13 protein-coding genes are annotated in these 16718 nt (G+C 45.3%); all 13 read left to right on the forward strand.

From position 1 onward, the window contains the following. Positions 1-316 precede the first annotated feature (316 nt). The 13 genes from WH46_RS08025 (at position 317) to WH46_RS08085 (ending at position 16607) form a co-directional block, all read left to right on the forward strand. Positions 317-772: a GNAT family N-acetyltransferase gene (locus tag WH46_RS08025; protein ID WP_046226331.1), complete on the forward strand. Its 456-nt coding sequence runs from the start codon at positions 317-319 to the stop codon at positions 770-772. Between the two features lie 83 nt (positions 773-855). After that, on the forward strand, positions 856-2043 hold the full coding sequence (locus WH46_RS08030; protein ID WP_046226332.1) for an alanyl-tRNA editing protein: 1188 nt from the start codon (positions 856-858) through the stop codon (positions 2041-2043). A gap of 87 nt (positions 2044-2130) precedes the next feature. Continuing rightward, complete coding sequence (locus WH46_RS08035) at positions 2131-2676, forward strand: GrpB family protein (protein WP_046226333.1); 546 nt, start codon at positions 2131-2133, stop codon at positions 2674-2676. A 294-nt stretch (positions 2677-2970) separates the two neighbouring features. Further along, on the forward strand, positions 2971-3810 hold the full coding sequence (locus WH46_RS08040) for a hypothetical protein (protein WP_046226334.1): 840 nt from the start codon (positions 2971-2973) through the stop codon (positions 3808-3810). 719 nt (positions 3811-4529) lie between these two features. Continuing rightward, a complete protein-coding gene (locus WH46_RS08045; protein ID WP_046226335.1) occupies positions 4530-6380 on the forward strand; it encodes an assimilatory sulfite reductase (NADPH) flavoprotein subunit in 1851 nt (616 codons plus the stop codon). Positions 6381-6416: 36 nt separating this feature from the next. Beyond that, positions 6417-8138, forward strand: a complete 1722-nt coding sequence (cysI, locus tag WH46_RS08050; protein WP_046226336.1) for an assimilatory sulfite reductase (NADPH) hemoprotein subunit — start codon at positions 6417-6419, stop codon at positions 8136-8138. Between the two features lie 256 nt (positions 8139-8394). Continuing rightward, on the forward strand, positions 8395-8844 hold the full coding sequence (locus WH46_RS08055; protein WP_046226337.1) for a MarR family winged helix-turn-helix transcriptional regulator: 450 nt from the start codon (positions 8395-8397) through the stop codon (positions 8842-8844). Positions 8845-8916: 72 nt separating this feature from the next. Further along, positions 8917-9672 carry an SDR family NAD(P)-dependent oxidoreductase gene (locus WH46_RS08060; protein WP_046226338.1) on the forward strand — a complete coding sequence of 252 codons (756 nt, stop codon included), beginning with the start codon at positions 8917-8919 and terminating at the stop codon, positions 9670-9672. 336 nt (positions 9673-10008) lie between these two features. Beyond that, positions 10009-10989 (forward strand): sugar ABC transporter substrate-binding protein, encoded by a 981-nt coding sequence (locus WH46_RS08065; RefSeq protein ID WP_197088262.1) that lies wholly within the window; start codon positions 10009-10011, stop codon positions 10987-10989. Further along, positions 10986-12452 carry a sensor histidine kinase gene (locus WH46_RS08070; RefSeq protein ID WP_046226339.1) on the forward strand — a complete coding sequence of 489 codons (1467 nt, stop codon included), beginning with the start codon at positions 10986-10988 and terminating at the stop codon, positions 12450-12452. The genes WH46_RS08065 and WH46_RS08070 overlap by 4 nt, the downstream gene beginning before the upstream one ends. Beyond that, entirely contained in the window at positions 12427-13974 is a 1548-nt protein-coding gene (locus WH46_RS08075) for a response regulator (RefSeq protein WP_046226340.1), read from the forward strand. Before WH46_RS08070 ends, WH46_RS08075 begins: the two co-directional genes overlap by 26 nt. A gap of 131 nt (positions 13975-14105) precedes the next feature. Continuing rightward, positions 14106-15245, forward strand: a complete 1140-nt coding sequence (xylF, locus tag WH46_RS08080) for a D-xylose ABC transporter substrate-binding protein (protein ID WP_407944404.1) — start codon at positions 14106-14108, stop codon at positions 15243-15245. Positions 15246-15479: 234 nt separating this feature from the next. Continuing rightward, a complete protein-coding gene (locus tag WH46_RS08085; RefSeq protein WP_017812207.1) occupies positions 15480-16607 on the forward strand; it encodes a sugar ABC transporter substrate-binding protein in 1128 nt (375 codons plus the stop codon). Positions 16608-16718: the final 111 nt, after the last annotated feature.

A 16718-nucleotide genomic window follows, 5' to 3' on the forward strand; every position in this document is an offset into this window, starting at 1 on the left:
ATAATATGGGCATCATAAACATTATATCGGACTCCTTTTTTTGGATATATATCATCCTTTAGAACTAATTTACATATATACGCAATTAAATACAAGTCACATATCGTGTAGGATTTGTAAAAAATTCAAATTTATACATAAAATATATTTTGTCATTAGCTGCTCTCTCTTCATTGAATTGAGAAGCAGCAAAGACAGAGCCAAAGGTCTGCCTTTTGGCTTGATCTTCCTGCCAAGATATGATTAACTGCTTCATACATACCTATTACATTTCAACACCTGAAAAATGGTGAACAATAGACTGGAGGGAATGTCCATGAGTGCAATCAATATTCAGACTGTCTCGGCCCATGATCCTTTGTATCAACAATCCCTGGAGCTGAGAAACAGAGTACTGCGCGAGCCGCTTGGTATGAGTCTGTGGGATGAGAAACTGGAGGGGGAAGAGTATGCGACTCATCTTATTGCCCTTTATGAAGGAAAGGTAGTCGGTGTATTGCTGTTAAAACCAATCGATTCGCGTACCTTGCAAATGAAGCAGGTGGCGGTAGATGAGGCGCTGCGTGGACAAAATATCGGGCGAAAGCTGGTTCACTATGCCGAGCAGACTGCCCGTGAACAGGGTTACCAGGATATCATGCTGCATGCCCGGCAGGTTGCCATTTCCTTTTATGAGAAGCTGGCCTATCAGATTACAGGAGAGCCTTTTACCGAGATTGGTATTCCGCATCGTATTATGGTGAAAGATCTGTATAACGAGCAGCAGGTTTGATATCTTGTCTCGGCTGTTTGCTATAAGGCATAATAGTCCCAGTGAGTACTTATATAATCGTATCCGGAGAGGAAACCCATACCATGAAAACACTCTATTATGATTCATCCTATACAACCAGCTGGGACACGACAATTACCGATATTTATGAATACAAAGGTCATTATTATGTCTGCCTCGCAGAGACAGCCTTTTATCCGGAAGGTGGGGGACAGCCCTGCGATACGGGGACAATCGGCAGTGTGCAGGTACTTGATGTACAGCGACGGGAAGAGCAGGTTGTTCACCAGGTAGAGCAGCTTGACGGCTTGGAGATTAATGCTGGTGTGCACTGTGATATCGACTGGAAGCGCCGATTCGATCATATGCAGCAACATACCGGACAGCATCTGCTGTCTGCGATCTGTCTGAAGGAACTGAATGCAGAGACACTGAGCTTTCATATGGGGGAAGACTATGCCACCATTGATATTAATTGTTCTGCCCTTTCTGGCGCAGAAATGATGGAACTTGAGCAGCGGGTCAATGAATATATTTATCGCAATCTGCCCGTACATGGTTACTTTATTAATCAAGAAGAGCTTGCGCGGCTGACATTGGTAAAGATGCCCAAGGTGACAGAGAATATTCGTATTGTTGAAATTGAAGGTGTTGAACATAATGCCTGCGGTGGTACCCATGTTGCTCGTACTGGCGAACTGGGTATACTCAAACTGTACCGTGCAGAGAAGCAAAAAGCACATACCCGTTTGTACTTTAAATATGGCTATCGTGCGCTCGCGGATTACCAGGAAGCACTTGCTAAACTTGATGTATTTACCAATCGGTTCAATACAGGGCGCAAAGATGTAGTAGAGCGTTTCCATAAATGGGAAGAAGAGCAGCAGGGACTCAAAGCAGAGATCGAACAGTTGCGTCGCGAAAATGACCGGTATTTGGCAGAGCAGCTGATTAGCGAGGCAGAAGTAGCCCATTCATCAGTACTGACGCATATATTTGACCATAAATCCTCGCAGGATCTACAGCGTATTGCGAGTGAGCTGCTGATGCGGCAGCAGCGCCATGTATTGCTGGCTACCAAACAGGACCGTAAAATTCTGCTTGCACGCCATGAAGAGAGCGAACTGCGTTGCGGCGCTTTTTTCAAAGAACATCTGGCTTCTTTTGGTGGTAAAGGCGGCGGTAATGACCAGTCTGCACAGGGCGGATTTACGAATGAAGAAGACCTGCTGGGATTTTATGAGTATGCGTCTGTTCAGCTTTCCCAATAATGAGCGGGATTATGATCATGCTATCTTACTGTTATTAGACTGCATGATAGGCGGTGTCGTTAGCATAATGGAAAGGGGAGGGAAAAGATGAAGCATCCATCACTCGGCCTTGCTCGTAACGAAGTACGTCTCGTTCCACATCATCCCGGCTGGGCTGAGGAATTCCAGCGAATGAGGCAGAGGATCCATACTGCTATTCCACAACTGGAGGAGCAGTCGATCCAGCATATTGGCAGCACAGCTATTCAGGATATTCAGTCTAAGCCGATTCTGGATATTGCAATAGGGGTGATACAGCTGGAGACGGAAGCAAGTGAGTATGAAGCTGCACTGCGAAGTATCGGATTTTATCGATTGAAGGTAGAGCGTCCGGACGAGATTGTGTTTGCCCGCTTTCGGGATTCTTCGTTTGAGATCAAAACGCATTTTATTCATATGCTTCCGTATGATAGCGAACACTGGAGAGATATGCTATTTTTCAGGGATTATATGAATACCCATGCAGCTGCTCGTCAAGAGTATGAGGCTGTTAAAAAAGCATTTACTGGACAGAACGCGGAAGGCATTCAGGAGTACACGGCTCATAAGGAAGCTTATATCCAGCATATATTTCAGTTGAGAAACGCAGAGTAGTAACAGGTCAGCGTGCTTAAAAGACAAGGTTTAAAAGGCATGTTTCCGTCGAATAATCTGCAGTAAGTACCAGGATACCCTATATCAGGTTCAGAAAAGTGTTTATTCAAAAAGACAAACAGTAAACAGCACTATCAGCATGAATAAAAGTACCAAATGTACAGGAGCCCAGCAAAATGTACAGGTAGTTCGGCATCAAGTCAGGCTGCCTGTACGAAATGATAGTGACTCTGCAGCTTATTTATTCTATAATTTAACAGAAAATACATAAAAGAGAAATGAGGAAAGAAATTAATGAAAGCTATTTTCGAAAAGGTGGCTGGGCTTCTGCTAACGGCCTGCTTGGGGTTATCACTCCTGCCATTTACTATCCATGCAAGCCCGGCTACACCAGAACAATTGCAGAAAATCGTCGAATCTACCGCATCCGTGCAGGTCAGCTGTCTACCAGTTAAGCATGCTTCCCCATGCATATCCCGTACTTATACAGACGGGATGATTATAGAAATCTTCCAGCAGGCTATTGTTAGAAGTACAGATCTGGAAGGACAGCTGAATTATACAGCAGAATATGAAATTACGGTCCACAAAAAGGACGGAAGCAAAGAGAAATATATGCTTGCACTCGGTAACGAGAAAGGTACATCTGCCTTGATTGTATCGAACAAAAACGGCCAATCTCACGGTTATGAGACAACAGTAGAGTATGCGGATATTCTGCGGAATTTTTTTGCTCCCAAATCAGAACTGACTTTTACTAGTGACCGGCTTGTAGTCAAGCATGGTTCCACTTCATTGGATCTTCAGTATGGGGGAAGCACATGGACAGGGATCGGGTCTGATGGTAACGAAGTAACTCTAGCGGGTAGCGGATTCGACCCGCAGACAGTAAATGCAGCAATGAAAAAAGCTGCCCCGAAGCTGCCCAAGTCATCTATGTTGTCGATTACGACAGCCGGCAAGCCGACCAAAGTAACACTGTCTCTGAAAAAAGGTCGGAACTATGCAGAACGCAAAATAACCAACGGCCAATATAAACTGCCCGCCCAGCCCGGATATTACATCTATAACATAAGCGCGCAATGGGACAAAGACCACGAAGTTGATTATGAATTTAGCGTTTATGTAAAATAATTTAGTACTACAGATATCTCGTTACTAATAGCTAATAATGAAATATATTGGAATAAAAGCACTTCATATCGGTTTGTGGTAAAGCCTAACGTAGGTATACGACAAACTGGTAGAAGTGCTTTTTATTATGGACTGATGATTATTAAAGGAAAAAAGATCTTTAACTTATGCAAATAAAACTTTTAAAAGTGGATTTTAAATAATACGCTCAAACGCAAGATATCAAGAATAGTCAATAAAAACCGAATAAAATAAATTGAGAAATTTTTAAAGCAGTGCAAAATTAGCTTTAATAAGTGATCATTTGGAAGAGGACTTAAAGTTCAATAGATTTTAAAATTCCAACCATTCACCCTACTAAAATGATAATTTCAATATATGAAAAATTCATAATAGTAATATGAAAACTACTTAGATACTACTCCATAACAGAACACTCATCAGAATCTATCAACAAAGAAAGAAAAAAGAAGATCAGTAACCATATCCCCACCTTAAAAACAAAAAAAATCGAAAAAAATCATATCCAGCTATCTTAATCCATACCTATTTACAATAAAACATCCTCCAATCTCAATCATCAGTAGAACTGATAACACCTATAAGGCATTCTAATTGACCCGTTTCGTACACTATGATAAGTTCAAAGGAGTAAAATTAATCTGAGCACTATACTAGGGATTAGCATATTGTCATGCTAAATGATGGGGTGGATATCGTTGGAACTTCAAGTAACTAATAGTCCTTTTACACCAGAGCAAGCTGAACTACTGAACCGATTGCTGCCTACACTGACAGATACCCAGCGAATCTGGCTGAGCGGATATCTGACAGCGAGCATTCAGACAGGTGGGAATACCGGGACAAATGCTCCAGTACCGGCAGCAGATACAACCGTAAATGTAGAAGCGGCCCCTGCTGTATCCAAAGAAGTCACTGTACTATTTGGTTCACAGACAGGTAATGCCCAGGGATTATCCAAAAAGCTGGCACAGCAGCTGACTTCCCAGGGATTTGACGTAACGCTCTCGTCCATGGGCGATTACAAACCAAACAATCTCAAAAAGGTCCAAAACCTGCTGGTTCTCGTAAGCACGCAGGGAGAAGGCGATCCGCCAGATAATGCTATTCCTTTCTACGAATTCCTGCACAGCAAACGTGCACCACAGCTGGCAGATGCCAAATATGCTGTTCTTGGTCTGGGCGACACCTCGTATGAGTTTTTCTGTCAGACCGCCAAGGATTTTGATAAGCGTCTGGAAGAATTGGGCGCAGAACGAATCGTATCGCGTGCCGACTGCGATGTCGATTTTGAAGAGCAAGCTACTGAATGGATTGATCAGGTACTGTCCGCTCTGGGACAAGCCCAATCTTCAGCGACAGCGGCGGGAGCAGCAGCTGTATCTGGAACAACAGACACGACTGAAGCCGCCGCCGAGTCACCTTATTCCCGTACCCGTCCATTCCCGGCAGAAGTACTGGAGAATCTCAACCTGAATGGACGCGGCTCCAGTCGGGAGACTCGCCATGTTGAATTATCTCTTGAAGGATCGGGTCTTCAGTATGAGCCCGGCGACAGTCTGGGTGTCTACCCGGAGAATCATCCGCTGCTCGTTGACGAATTGATTCAGGCGATGGATTGGGACGGCAATGAATCGATCGTTATCAATAAAAATGGTGATCATCTGAGTGTACGGGATGCGCTACTGCGTCACTATGAGATCAGCGTACTAACCAAACCGCTGCTCGAAAAAGTAGCCGGACTCGCTGATCATGAACAGCTGTACGATCTGCTCGAAGAAGGTCGCGAGCAGGATCTGCGTAACTATATGTATGGACGCGATCTGCTGGATCTGGTTCAGGATTATAGCCTGAAAGGTATTCCGGCGGATGAGTTCCTGTCCCTGCTGCGTAAAATGCCTTCGCGTCTATATTCCATTTCCAGCAGTATGCAGGCTGCACCGGATGAAGTGCATCTGACCGTACGCAAAGTGGAATATGAACAGCACGGTCGTCAGCGTTATGGCGTATGCTCTGTCCATCTGGCTGAACGTCTGGAGGCAGGAGATACGTTGCCGGTGTACATTCAGCATAACGAGAATTTCAAGCTGCCTCATGATGCTTCCACACCGATTATTATGATCGGACCGGGTACCGGAGTAGCGCCGTTCCGTGCTTTTATGATGGAACGCGAAGAGACCGGAGCAGAAGGTAAGAGCTGGTTGTTCTTTGGGGATCAGCGCTTTGCGACCGATTTCCTGTATCAGACCGAATGGCAGCGCTGGCTGAAAGATGGAATATTAACACGTATGGATGTAGCCTTTTCCCGGGATACCGATCAGAAGGTCTATGTTCAGCATCGTATGATGGAGAGAAGCCGTGAGCTGTATGAATGGATTCAGGAGGGTGCGATCGTCTATGTCTGTGGCGACGAGAAGAACATGGCGAACGATGTGCATCTGACCCTGGAGAAGATTCTCGTTCAGGAAGGTAACCTGAGCCAGGAAGCAGCGGCTGAATATATGAGTAATATGTTGCAGCAAAAACGTTATCAGCGGGATGTATATTAATGGGGAATCCCGGCGATTACGAGAGGAGAACACAAAATGGTCCAGTATGAAAAGTATCCGCCGCATGATGCTCCGCACAGTGATGTAGAGGACATCAAGCGTAATAGTCAATATCTGCGAGGCAGTCTCGAAGAGACGTTGAAAGATCCGATTACCGGTTCCATCCCTGAAGATGATAACCGCTTAATGAAGCATCACGGCAGCTATATGCAGGATGATCGTGATCTGCGCAACGAACGGAAAAAGCAAAAGCTGGAGCCAGCTTATCAGTTCATGCTGCGTGTACGTGCTTCCGGCGGTATCGTGACTCCGGCCCAGTGGCTGATGATGGACGATATCTCTCATAAATACGGTAATAATACGATTCGTCTGACAACCCGTCAGTCTTTCCAGCTGCATGGCGTACTCAAATGGAATCTGAAAAACACTATCCGTGAAGTCAATGATGCGCTGCTGAGTACCCTTGCAGCCTGTGGTGACGTAAACCGTAACGTAATGTGCAACACCAATCCGGATCAATCGGCAGTACATGCACAGGTCTATGACTGGGCCTGCAAAGTAAGTACACATCTCGATCCACGTACCCGCGCTTATCACGAAATCTGGCTGGACGAAGAAAAAGTCATCGACAGCCGTGATGGTGTAGAACAGGAACCGATCTATGGAGCAGTTTACCTGCCCCGCAAATTCAAGATCGGAATCGCTGTTCCTCCTTCCAATGATGTTGATGTATTTTCCCAGGATCTGGGCTTCATCGCTATCGTAGAGAACGGCCTGCTCCAGGGATTCAACGTAGCCGTAGGCGGCGGTATGGGTATGACCCATGGGGATGACAAGACATATCCACAGGTATCCAAAGTCATCGGCTTTATTACACCGGAACAAATGATTGATGTCGCCGAGAAAGTCGTGACGATCCAGCGTGATTACGGCGACCGTGCGGTGCGCAAACATGCCCGCTTCAAATATACCATTGATGATCGCGGACTGGACTGGCTCGTTGCCGAGCTTCATGAGCGTCTTGGCTGGCAGCTGCAGAAAGCCCGTCCGTTCCAATTTGATCATAATGGGGATCGCTATGGCTGGGTAAAAGGAGTCGATGGCAAATGGCTACTCACCCTGTTTATCGAGAATGGACGTATTATGGATGATGGGGATTACCAGCTAATGACCGGTCTTCGTGAGATCGCCAAAGTGCATACCGGTGATTTCCGACTGACACCGAACCAGAATCTGATCATCGGTGGAGTAACCAGTGCGAAGAAGAAAACCATTGAAGCGCTGATTGCCCGTTATCATCTGACTGATGGATTGCATTACTCGGCGCTACGCCGCAATTCCATGGCTTGTGTAGCACTGCCAACCTGCGGAATGGCTATGGCTGAGGCCGAGCGTTATCTGCCAGAACTGATGACCAAGCTGGAGAACCAGCTGGATGCAGTCGGTCTGCGCAACGAAGACATTGTGATCCGTATGACGGGCTGTCCGAATGGATGTGCACGTCCAGCGCTTGCCGAGCTTTCCTTTATCGGCAAAGCACCGGGACGCTACAATATGTATCTCGGAGGCAGCTTTGACGGCAGCCGTCTGAACAAGATGTACAAGGAAAATATTAATGAGGATGAGATTCTGTCCACCCTGCAGCCGATCTTTGGCCGCTATGCAGCAGAGCGTAACGAAGGCGAACATTTTGGAGACTTTGTAATCCGTGCCGGTTATGTGGATGCTGTCTATGATGGACGTCAATTCCACGCCTGAGTATCTCTGACAGCAGATAATTCAAGTTGGTTTTATCAAGCAGCTATATTCAACAAAGAACCCGTGTCTATGCAGACATCGGGTTTTTTGGATATAGTCTTAAATATGCGCATGTACTGCATATACGGTTACAACCGGACATGATGATAGAACGGCTAAACGCTAAAGGTGAATTTGAGAAATAAAAGTATTAGCGCATTTTCAAAATTTACTTTAGAATTAAAAAAACAACTAATTGACGAATTTGGTGAATACAATGGAACATAAAGAAGAACTTCAGGTTAATATGGTGCTGGATATTTTTCGTATCTCTAATCTTTTTTCACGTATGGGAGGAGAGTTGACGACAACGGTTGGTCTGACCAGTATCCAGCAATGGATGCTTCTCTCTTCAATATCCAAACAAGAGAAAGTAGCCATCAAAGAATTGCGCGGCGATACACTGGTGACCAAGCAGAATGTCTCCAGTATGGTAGACCGTCTAAAACAAGCTGGATATGTATCCACTTCTGCCGATCCAACGGATCGACGAATTACGCGAGTAAGTTTAACCGCAGAAGGCAAAAAGGTTATCAGAGAACTGGAGCCTCTTACAACAGCAATAAATAACCAGATCTTTGAAGTATTTGATGTTGAAGAATTGATTACATTCTCTTCTTTACTGCAGCGGTTAACTGCACAACTCACACAAAAGGTTAAATTCTAATCGAATGTAACCTTTTATTTTTAACCAATTAGTCAATTAGTTGTCTAATTAAAATAGAGGAGCTGATTTGAGATGGATCAACAATCGTCGAAAAAAGTAGTATTAATTACAGGTGCAAGTCGGGGAATAGGAGCCGAGACTGCCATCCTGTTGGGCAAAAGAGGATTCCGCGTAGTTGTTAACTATGCGTCGAGTAGAGAGCGAGCCGATAAAGTAGTCGAAGAAATCCGCAACTATGGTGGAGAAGCGATGGCTATCCAAGCGGACGTCCGCAATCCCGAAGAAGTCCATCGGATGGTCGAAAAAGTATTATCGGTATGGGGTTCCATCGATTCCATGGTTAATAACGCAAGCATGTCGTTTGTACAAAAATCTTTTTTGGAAATGACATGGGAAGAATTCTCCCAGAAGTTAAATGACGAGATGATCTCGGCATTTACTGTAACAAAGTCTGTACTGCCATCGATGATTAAAAAACAGTATGGTCGAATTGTGCACGTAGCCAGTGGTCTGGCCAAAACACCTGCTCCTGGTATGATTGCGCATGGTTCCGCCAAAGCAAGTCTTGTTCAGTTTGCCAAATATGTAGCTCAGGAAGTAGGCGAGCATGGAATAACGGTAAATGTTATTTCACCTGGACTCGTGGATACCGAAGCTTCATCGGATCAACCACAAGCTTTTCGTGATACGATAGCTTCGTTAACCCCAATGAAAAGAATAGCTTCAGCAGAGGATATTGCCAAGGCGATAGCTATGTATGCCGATGATGACTGTCAATTCATTACCGGAGCTTACATACCAGTGAATGGTGGCATAGATATGAATTAACTACATTCCAAATAAGCGAACCTGATCTTGATACCATAATAAGATCGGGTTTGCTTATTTTTCGTGTCCTATTAGTCATTTCAATCCATCGGTCATACTCTATTGGTGTATATACAGGAGAGCAATAGAATGCACTGGATTTGTATGCATTGAAATAGATAAAATCCACAAGAATGCTGGTTGCTCAATAACTTAGCGCCTGTTATAAATTAGGCTGGTAAAAAATTTCTACCCAACCGATAAAGGATTTGTTAGAGTATAAACACCTGCTCTGGTAAAACCTTGAAATGCATAAACTGTATAAAAATGAACCTATACGAAAAAGGAATGATTGGCTTGCATAAAAGAATCAGCTTGGCACTTGGCTCGGTATGTATCATTCTGCTCTGTTTTACGATTGCGACTGTAGTACGAATGGTTCAATCCGATCAGCAGCAGTTGCCACAGTCTGCAGCAAAAAAAACATCCCAGTATCGCCTTGTACTCATTACCCATGATTTGAGTACGCCGTTTTGGGATAAAATCGGAGAGAGTGCCAAGAAAGAAGCTTTGCAGCAAGGAGCGACACTCGAAGTATGGGGAAGCTATGGTGAAGATCAGAACGATTTTCTTAAACAAATCGAGATTGCGATTGATTCCCGGATGGACGGCATTATTGTGCAAGGTCTGGATACGGAGGCTTTCAAAGAAATGACCAAAATCAAGGCTGCTTTTTATGGCATTCCGATTATTACAGTGGCGAGTGATGTTCCGATGAACGATAGTATGCGCAAAACATATATTGGTTCTGACCCTGTGATGGCAGGACGCACTATTGCCCGGCAAATGGTCAAAGATATGGGCGAAAGAGGAACAGCGATCTTGATTGGTAATGACCGTCACGAATATGATCAGCGTCAGCGGGTAAAAGGAGTGATGGAAGTATTGCAAAATTATCCTGATATCCAGATTGAATATATCCAGACCTCTAATCAAAAAGAAAAAGTAATGGCAGCCACACAGGATGTATTAAATCGTTTCCCTGATGTAAACGCATTCATATCTGTTGATGCCAATCTAACAAGCGCAATGGTACAAGAGATTGAACGACGTTCGCAAATTGCTCCTTATTATATTTATTCGTTTGACGATCATCCTGATATCATATCCCTGCTGCGTAAAGGAAAACTCGATGGAGTCATTGAACAGTCACCGGAAACGATGGGCAAGATGAGTGTAGAAATGATGACCCAGTGGCTGAAAGGAGAAGAAATTCCGCTTAATACCAAGGGTTTCTTTACCAGCATACGAATTATCCAACCGGCGGATGTGCAATGATCGGTATTCAGCGGAAAATATGGACACTGACTGCAGTCGTTATGTTTATTATGGCGGTGATCTGGATCACGCTCACGTATTACAATCAGAAAACGCAGGAACAGTATAATGATATTTTGCAGCGTTATTTGCGGATGAATGAAGTGACAACAGCGAGTCAGCAGCTGATCACTTCGCTCAACAATTATAGGCTTACGCCTACCGAGGGGAATTTGAGCAGTCTGCGCAGTAGAGAACATCAACTGAAAAATGTGCAGTGGTCGGTAGGCATGCTGCGCAACGAGCAAAATGATTTTGCTTTAACCAGTTATATGAACCTGGTAGATAGTCTGATAGAAGCAACAGATCGCTCGGTGATGTTCCATTCAGAAAAAGAAACTGAAGATTCCGTTAATGCCTTTGCCGAAGCAACACGCATTTCCAGATATATCTCAGAAATGACGCTGACGCTGCTGGACAAGGATATTCATACGTATGAACAATCCTACCGTCAGATGATCAAGCAGTCCAACGAATTCAAGCAGCTGGGTGTACTGATTCTGCTGACAATTACTTTTATATTGCTGCTATTCACTTACTGGTTCTCACTGAGTATTACACATCCCATTCAGCAGCTGACCCAGGCAGCACAGGAACTGGCCAAGGGGCGATTTGATCTGCAGGTCAAGGTTAACTCGACAGATGAAATTTCGTTTCTGGCCCGAATGTTCGAACATATGCGTATCAATATCAACAATCTGATTCTCGAGATTCAGCAGAATGCGCAGCTGGAAAGTGAGCTTCAACGCAGCAAGCTACTGCTCAAGGAAAGTCAGCTGCGCAGTCTGCAAAGTCAAATCAATCCGCATTTTCTATTTAATATACTGGATACGTTGTCCAAAAAAGCTTTTCTTGAAGGTGCTGAAGAAACCAGTGATCTGCTCGTTAGTGTGGCTGGACTGCTGCGTTATAATCTCAAACGGCTTGATCGATCAGTTACACTCTACAACGAGGTCAGTGTGATCCAGCAGTATATGGAGATCCAAAAAGCACGTTTTACCGATCGGCTGCAGCTGGAGACCGACATTGATGACAGTTGTCTGCATGTGCCTATTCCGGGGCTTACGCTTCAACCTATTATTGAGAACGCTATCATCCATGCTGTGGAGCCGGATGAACATGGAGGAACCATCCGCGTTAGTATACAGGATCTCGGCGAGCAGGTCAGAGTCGAGATTGCAGACGATGGCCCAGGCATGAGCCAGGAAAAAGTGCAGCAGATTCTGGATGAGTATCCAGTAGAAAATGAAGGACATTCTACCGGAATCGGATTTAGCAATGTCATTCAGCGGCTGCGGCTATTCTATGGAACCGATGATGTGATAGAAATCAGGAGCAGTCCGGGCAAAGGAACTACCGTTATTTTAAATTTACCAAAAAAGGGGAGAAATACGGCGCATGATGAAGCTGCTAATCGTGGATGACGAGCAGGTCGGACGGGAAGGACTGCAAGCGATTCTGCAAAAAAGCTTCCCCGATCTCGTTATTGAACAGGCTCAAAACGGGAAAATTGCCATCCGAATGGCAGAAGAATTCCGGCCAGATCTGATACTGATGGACATCCGAATGCCGGGTATGGATGGTCTGGAGACGACCGAGCAGATCGGAGTCACTTTTCCGGATATCAAGGTCATTATGGTCACGGCCTATGATACATTCGAATATGCAAGGCGTGCAATCAAGCTGGGCGTCAAAGATTATTTACTCAAACCCAGTAAGGCAGGCGAGATTGTGTCTACCGTGCAGAAGGTGCTGGAACAGATTATCCAGGAGCGCAAAGAGCGTGAGCAAAGCGACCTTCGCAATGATGCACTGCAAAAAATTATGCCGGTCATTGAAGCGGATATTGTAACCCAGCTGCTATTCGATCATGTGCATCAGGTTCATTCGGATGAACTGGTACGATGGCTTGGGGTAGATACAGCCAGTGAGAAGTTCGCTCTTGCCATCCTGCTGCCTCCCGGACAAGAGCAGGCCTACAGTGCCATCAAAGCCAAAATCAGTTATACCGGCAGCGGCTGGGTAGGTGCATTATATGGTCGGCAGATTCCGGTAATTGCTTTTCGCAAACCAGGTACTTCTTTTCGCGCCCAGGCTTCTTCGCTGGCGCGTGACCTATTATCTGCGGCAGGTATGGATGAGCGGGAAGGATGGTTTGTCGGCATTGGCAATACTTACGAATCGCTAGCGGAGGTACGGCAGTCTTATCAGCAGGCACTTATTGCGACAATGGATATATCCCTTCCGGTCAAGTATCGATTTTATACCGATGTTACAGCTGCGGATACAGCTCATCAGGAGCATGCTCATTCCGGACGAAGCTGGGAACAGCGCTTTTTTGAACAGGTTCGTCTGGGGGAATGGGAGCATATCCGCGAAGAGACACTGGATTTGCTGCGACAGTACGAGAACAGGGGAACCAGCCGCCTGCAGGCACAGCAGCGGATTCTGGAGAGAATCTGGATTGCTTCCCGGGTACTGACCGAGATCGGGGTAGAAATCACGACACCGATGTACTCTTTCGAAGCGCAGGATTACCGTCAGCTGCGTATCGAGACCGGTCATATTCTGAACCATCTGGAACAGAGCTATCAGGAGCATCTGGAGAGAATCAAGCCGGATACGATTCGCAAAATCAAACAATATATCATGGAGCATTCCCACGAAGACATTTCTCTGGAAGGGATTGGACAGAAGTTTGAACTCAGTCCTTTTTATATTAGTAAATTATTCAAGGAACAGCTGGGAATCAACTATATTGATTTTCTGACGGAATGCCGGATTATCAAGGCGAAAAAGCTGATGAGTGATCCAATGCGCAGCATGAAAGAGATCACCTTTGAAGTCGGTTATCACGATCCCAATTATTTTAGTAAAGTGTTCAAGAAAATGTGTGATGTATCGCCTACAGAATATCGAAGGTCATTACTGGGCGGCTCCTCATGAAGTATACAGAAGATCATACTTGTAGCCGGTCAAATAAGAAAATAAGCAGAAACAGCGGAACTACCAAGACACGTTCCTACGATCAGAATGTAATATCCTATATACGTACAAAAACAGGCAGGGAGATTCAATTGAAACCTGGGTATTTTCGTACCAATATCTTACTGATGTTAATACTATGTCTGCTATTGTCTGCTTGTAGTCATTCTGCTTCTACCGATTCATCGGCGCCGATCAGACCGGATTCGCAATCTGTTCAGCTAAAGGATACGAATACCCCATCCATAAAGCAGAACATGCCTTCTTCATCAACCGGTTTTGAAGACAAGGACCATCGGATTCGAATCGGCTTCTCTATGGATACTCTAGTCGAAGAGCGCTGGAAAAAGGACCGTGAGCTGTTTCGCCAAGCTGCCGAGCAGAGAGGGGCAGAAGTAATCATCCAATCCGCCAACGGAGATGATGCTCGTCAGATTGTGCAGGCAGAGACGATGATCCGGCAGGGGATCGATGTGCTGGTCATCGTACCTCATAATGCGGAAGCCGCAGCTGCAATTATACAGAAGGCACATCAAGCAGGAATCAAAGTGCTATCCTATGATCGGCTGGTAAAAAATGCAGATGTGGATCTGTATGTCTCTTTTGATAATGAAGAAGTGGGACGTCTGCAGGCTCGTGCGATTATTAAGCAGGTTCCCAAAGGGAAATATGTATACATTGGTGGAGCCAACACCGATAATAACGCCCATCTGTTCAAAAAAGGAGTATTCGATATTCTCCAGCCCCTGATTGAACGTGGCGATATTCAGGTGGTGTATGATCAATGGTCCAAAGACTGGCAACCTGCCTATGCCAAAGTTAATATGCAGCAGGCACTTCAGGCCAACCGCGATAAGGTGGATGCAGTTATTGTAGCTAATGATGCTACCGCTGGCGGAGCGATCGAGGCCCTTGCGGAAAAAGGAATGGCCGGACAGATTCCTGTTGCTGGTCAGGACGGCGATCTTGCTGCAGCCCGCCGTATTGTCAAGGGAACCCAGACGATGACTGTCTATAAACCCCTCCAGCAGCTTGCCGGTACAACAGCGGATATGGCTATTCGTCTGGCTCGCGGTGAGAAAATTGATACCCGGCAAAAAGTAAACAATGGTAAAACCGAAGTGCCTGCAGTACTGCTCCAGCCGATTGCAGTAGATGTCACTAATCTGGATCAGACCATGATCCGGGATCATTTCCATTCCCGTGAAGAGATTTATGGACAGGTACAATAACCGTATAATGACGCCGATTTTTTATAATATGGTATAAATTACCCTTACTTCATCCCTGTACTGCGCATACCAACGTAGTACAGGGATGTTTGTCTATTCTAACCTGAATAACCCCAGGATAAAAAAGTACAGATGATTGCAAAAGAGTACTATATTTAAGCGCTTACATAACGTAAAACCAGTGATATGATTAGTCCTGTAAGAAGACAGATACGATTGAGAGGGGTTATTCAATTGAGAAAAAACTTCAAAGGCATGGCACTTTTGCTTGTTATTATGATGGTAACTGTTCTGGTCTCTGCATGCAGCGGTGGAGCTAATGGAACCGGCGGCAGTGGAAGCAGCAGCGCAGTCAGCGTTGGTATCGTTCTCCCGACCAAAGATGAACCAAGATGGGTACAGGATGAACAGCGCTTCAAGGATGCACTCTCAGGCACCAACTATTCCACAGAAATCCTGTTCAGTCAGGGTTCATCTGCCAAAGAAAAAGAAAATGTAGAAACATTGATCAGCAAAGGAATTAAAGTATTGATCATCTGCCCTCAGGATGGTGCAGCTGCCGCAGCCGCTGTAGAATCCGCCAAAAAAGAAGGCATTACCGTTATCTCTTACGATCGTCTGATCACAGATACAGATGCTGTTGACTATTATGTGACTTTCGACAGTCTCGCAGTAGGTGCAGCTCAAGGACAATATCTGGTTGATCATGCCAAAGGATCCGGCGTACCGCTTTACCTGTATGCTGGTGCATCATCGGATAACAACGCGTTCCTGTTCTTCCAGGGAGCATGGGAAGTACTGCAACCGAAAATTGCTGATGGCACATTCAAAATCGCCAATTCCTCTGAAGCAGTAGCACTGAAAGACACCAAAGAGCTGTCCCGTGACCAGCTGGGTGCAATTATCGGTCAGGTAACGACCAACTGGGATCCAAACGAAGCGAAAAACAAAGCCCAGACTCACCTGACAGCTGTATCGGATGATATGAAAGGCGATATCGCTATCCTGGCACCGAATGATGGTACAGCACGTTCTATCGCTGATGTATTCTCTGCCGACTCTACTGTGAAGAGCTATGTGATCACTGGTCAGGATGCAGAGCAGGCTTCCATCCAGTATATTATCAACAAAAAACAGTCCATGACCGTATTTAAAGATGTTCGTACCCTCGTCAAAGATGCAATGGGTATGGCTGTTGAAGTACTGGAAGGCAAAAAACCGGAAACTACAGGCTCTTACAACAATGGAACTGTAGATGTCAAAGCCAAGCAAACCGACGTTATCGTAGTCGATAAAGATAATGTACAAAAAGAACTGATCGACTCCGGCTACTACAAAGCGGAAGACTTCACAGGTCTGTAAGCTCAAATCCATCCAGGCATCCGGTGGTAAGACAGGGACAGAATCATGTTCCTGTCTTGCCATTCGCGTGCCGGTAAAGATGAATAATCCGCAAGAGCAGGCAAGGAGGAG

The sequence above is a fragment of the Paenibacillus dauci genome (assembly GCF_000971985.1).
GTDB classification, from domain to species: domain Bacteria; phylum Bacillota; class Bacilli; order Paenibacillales; family Paenibacillaceae; genus Saccharibacillus; species Saccharibacillus dauci.

Coding starts and splice junctions, on each gene's coding strand:
- WH46_RS08070 (WP_046226339.1), top strand. CDS start 10,986: ATGATCGGTATTCAGCGGAAAATATGGACACTGACTGCAGTCGTTATG.
- WH46_RS08035 (WP_046226333.1), top strand. CDS start 2,131: ATGAAGCATCCATCACTCGGCCTTGCTCGTAACGAAGTACGTCTCGTT.
- WH46_RS08030 (WP_046226332.1), top strand. CDS start 856: ATGAAAACACTCTATTATGATTCATCCTATACAACCAGCTGGGACACG.
- WH46_RS08055 (WP_046226337.1), top strand. CDS start 8,395: ATGGAACATAAAGAAGAACTTCAGGTTAATATGGTGCTGGATATTTTT.
- WH46_RS08025 (WP_046226331.1), top strand. CDS start 317: ATGAGTGCAATCAATATTCAGACTGTCTCGGCCCATGATCCTTTGTAT.
- WH46_RS08060 (WP_046226338.1), top strand. CDS start 8,917: ATGGATCAACAATCGTCGAAAAAAGTAGTATTAATTACAGGTGCAAGT.
- WH46_RS08075 (WP_046226340.1), top strand. CDS start 12,427: ATGATGAAGCTGCTAATCGTGGATGACGAGCAGGTCGGACGGGAAGGA.
- WH46_RS08040 (WP_046226334.1), top strand. CDS start 2,971: ATGAAAGCTATTTTCGAAAAGGTGGCTGGGCTTCTGCTAACGGCCTGC.
- cysI (WP_046226336.1), top strand. CDS start 6,417: ATGGTCCAGTATGAAAAGTATCCGCCGCATGATGCTCCGCACAGTGAT.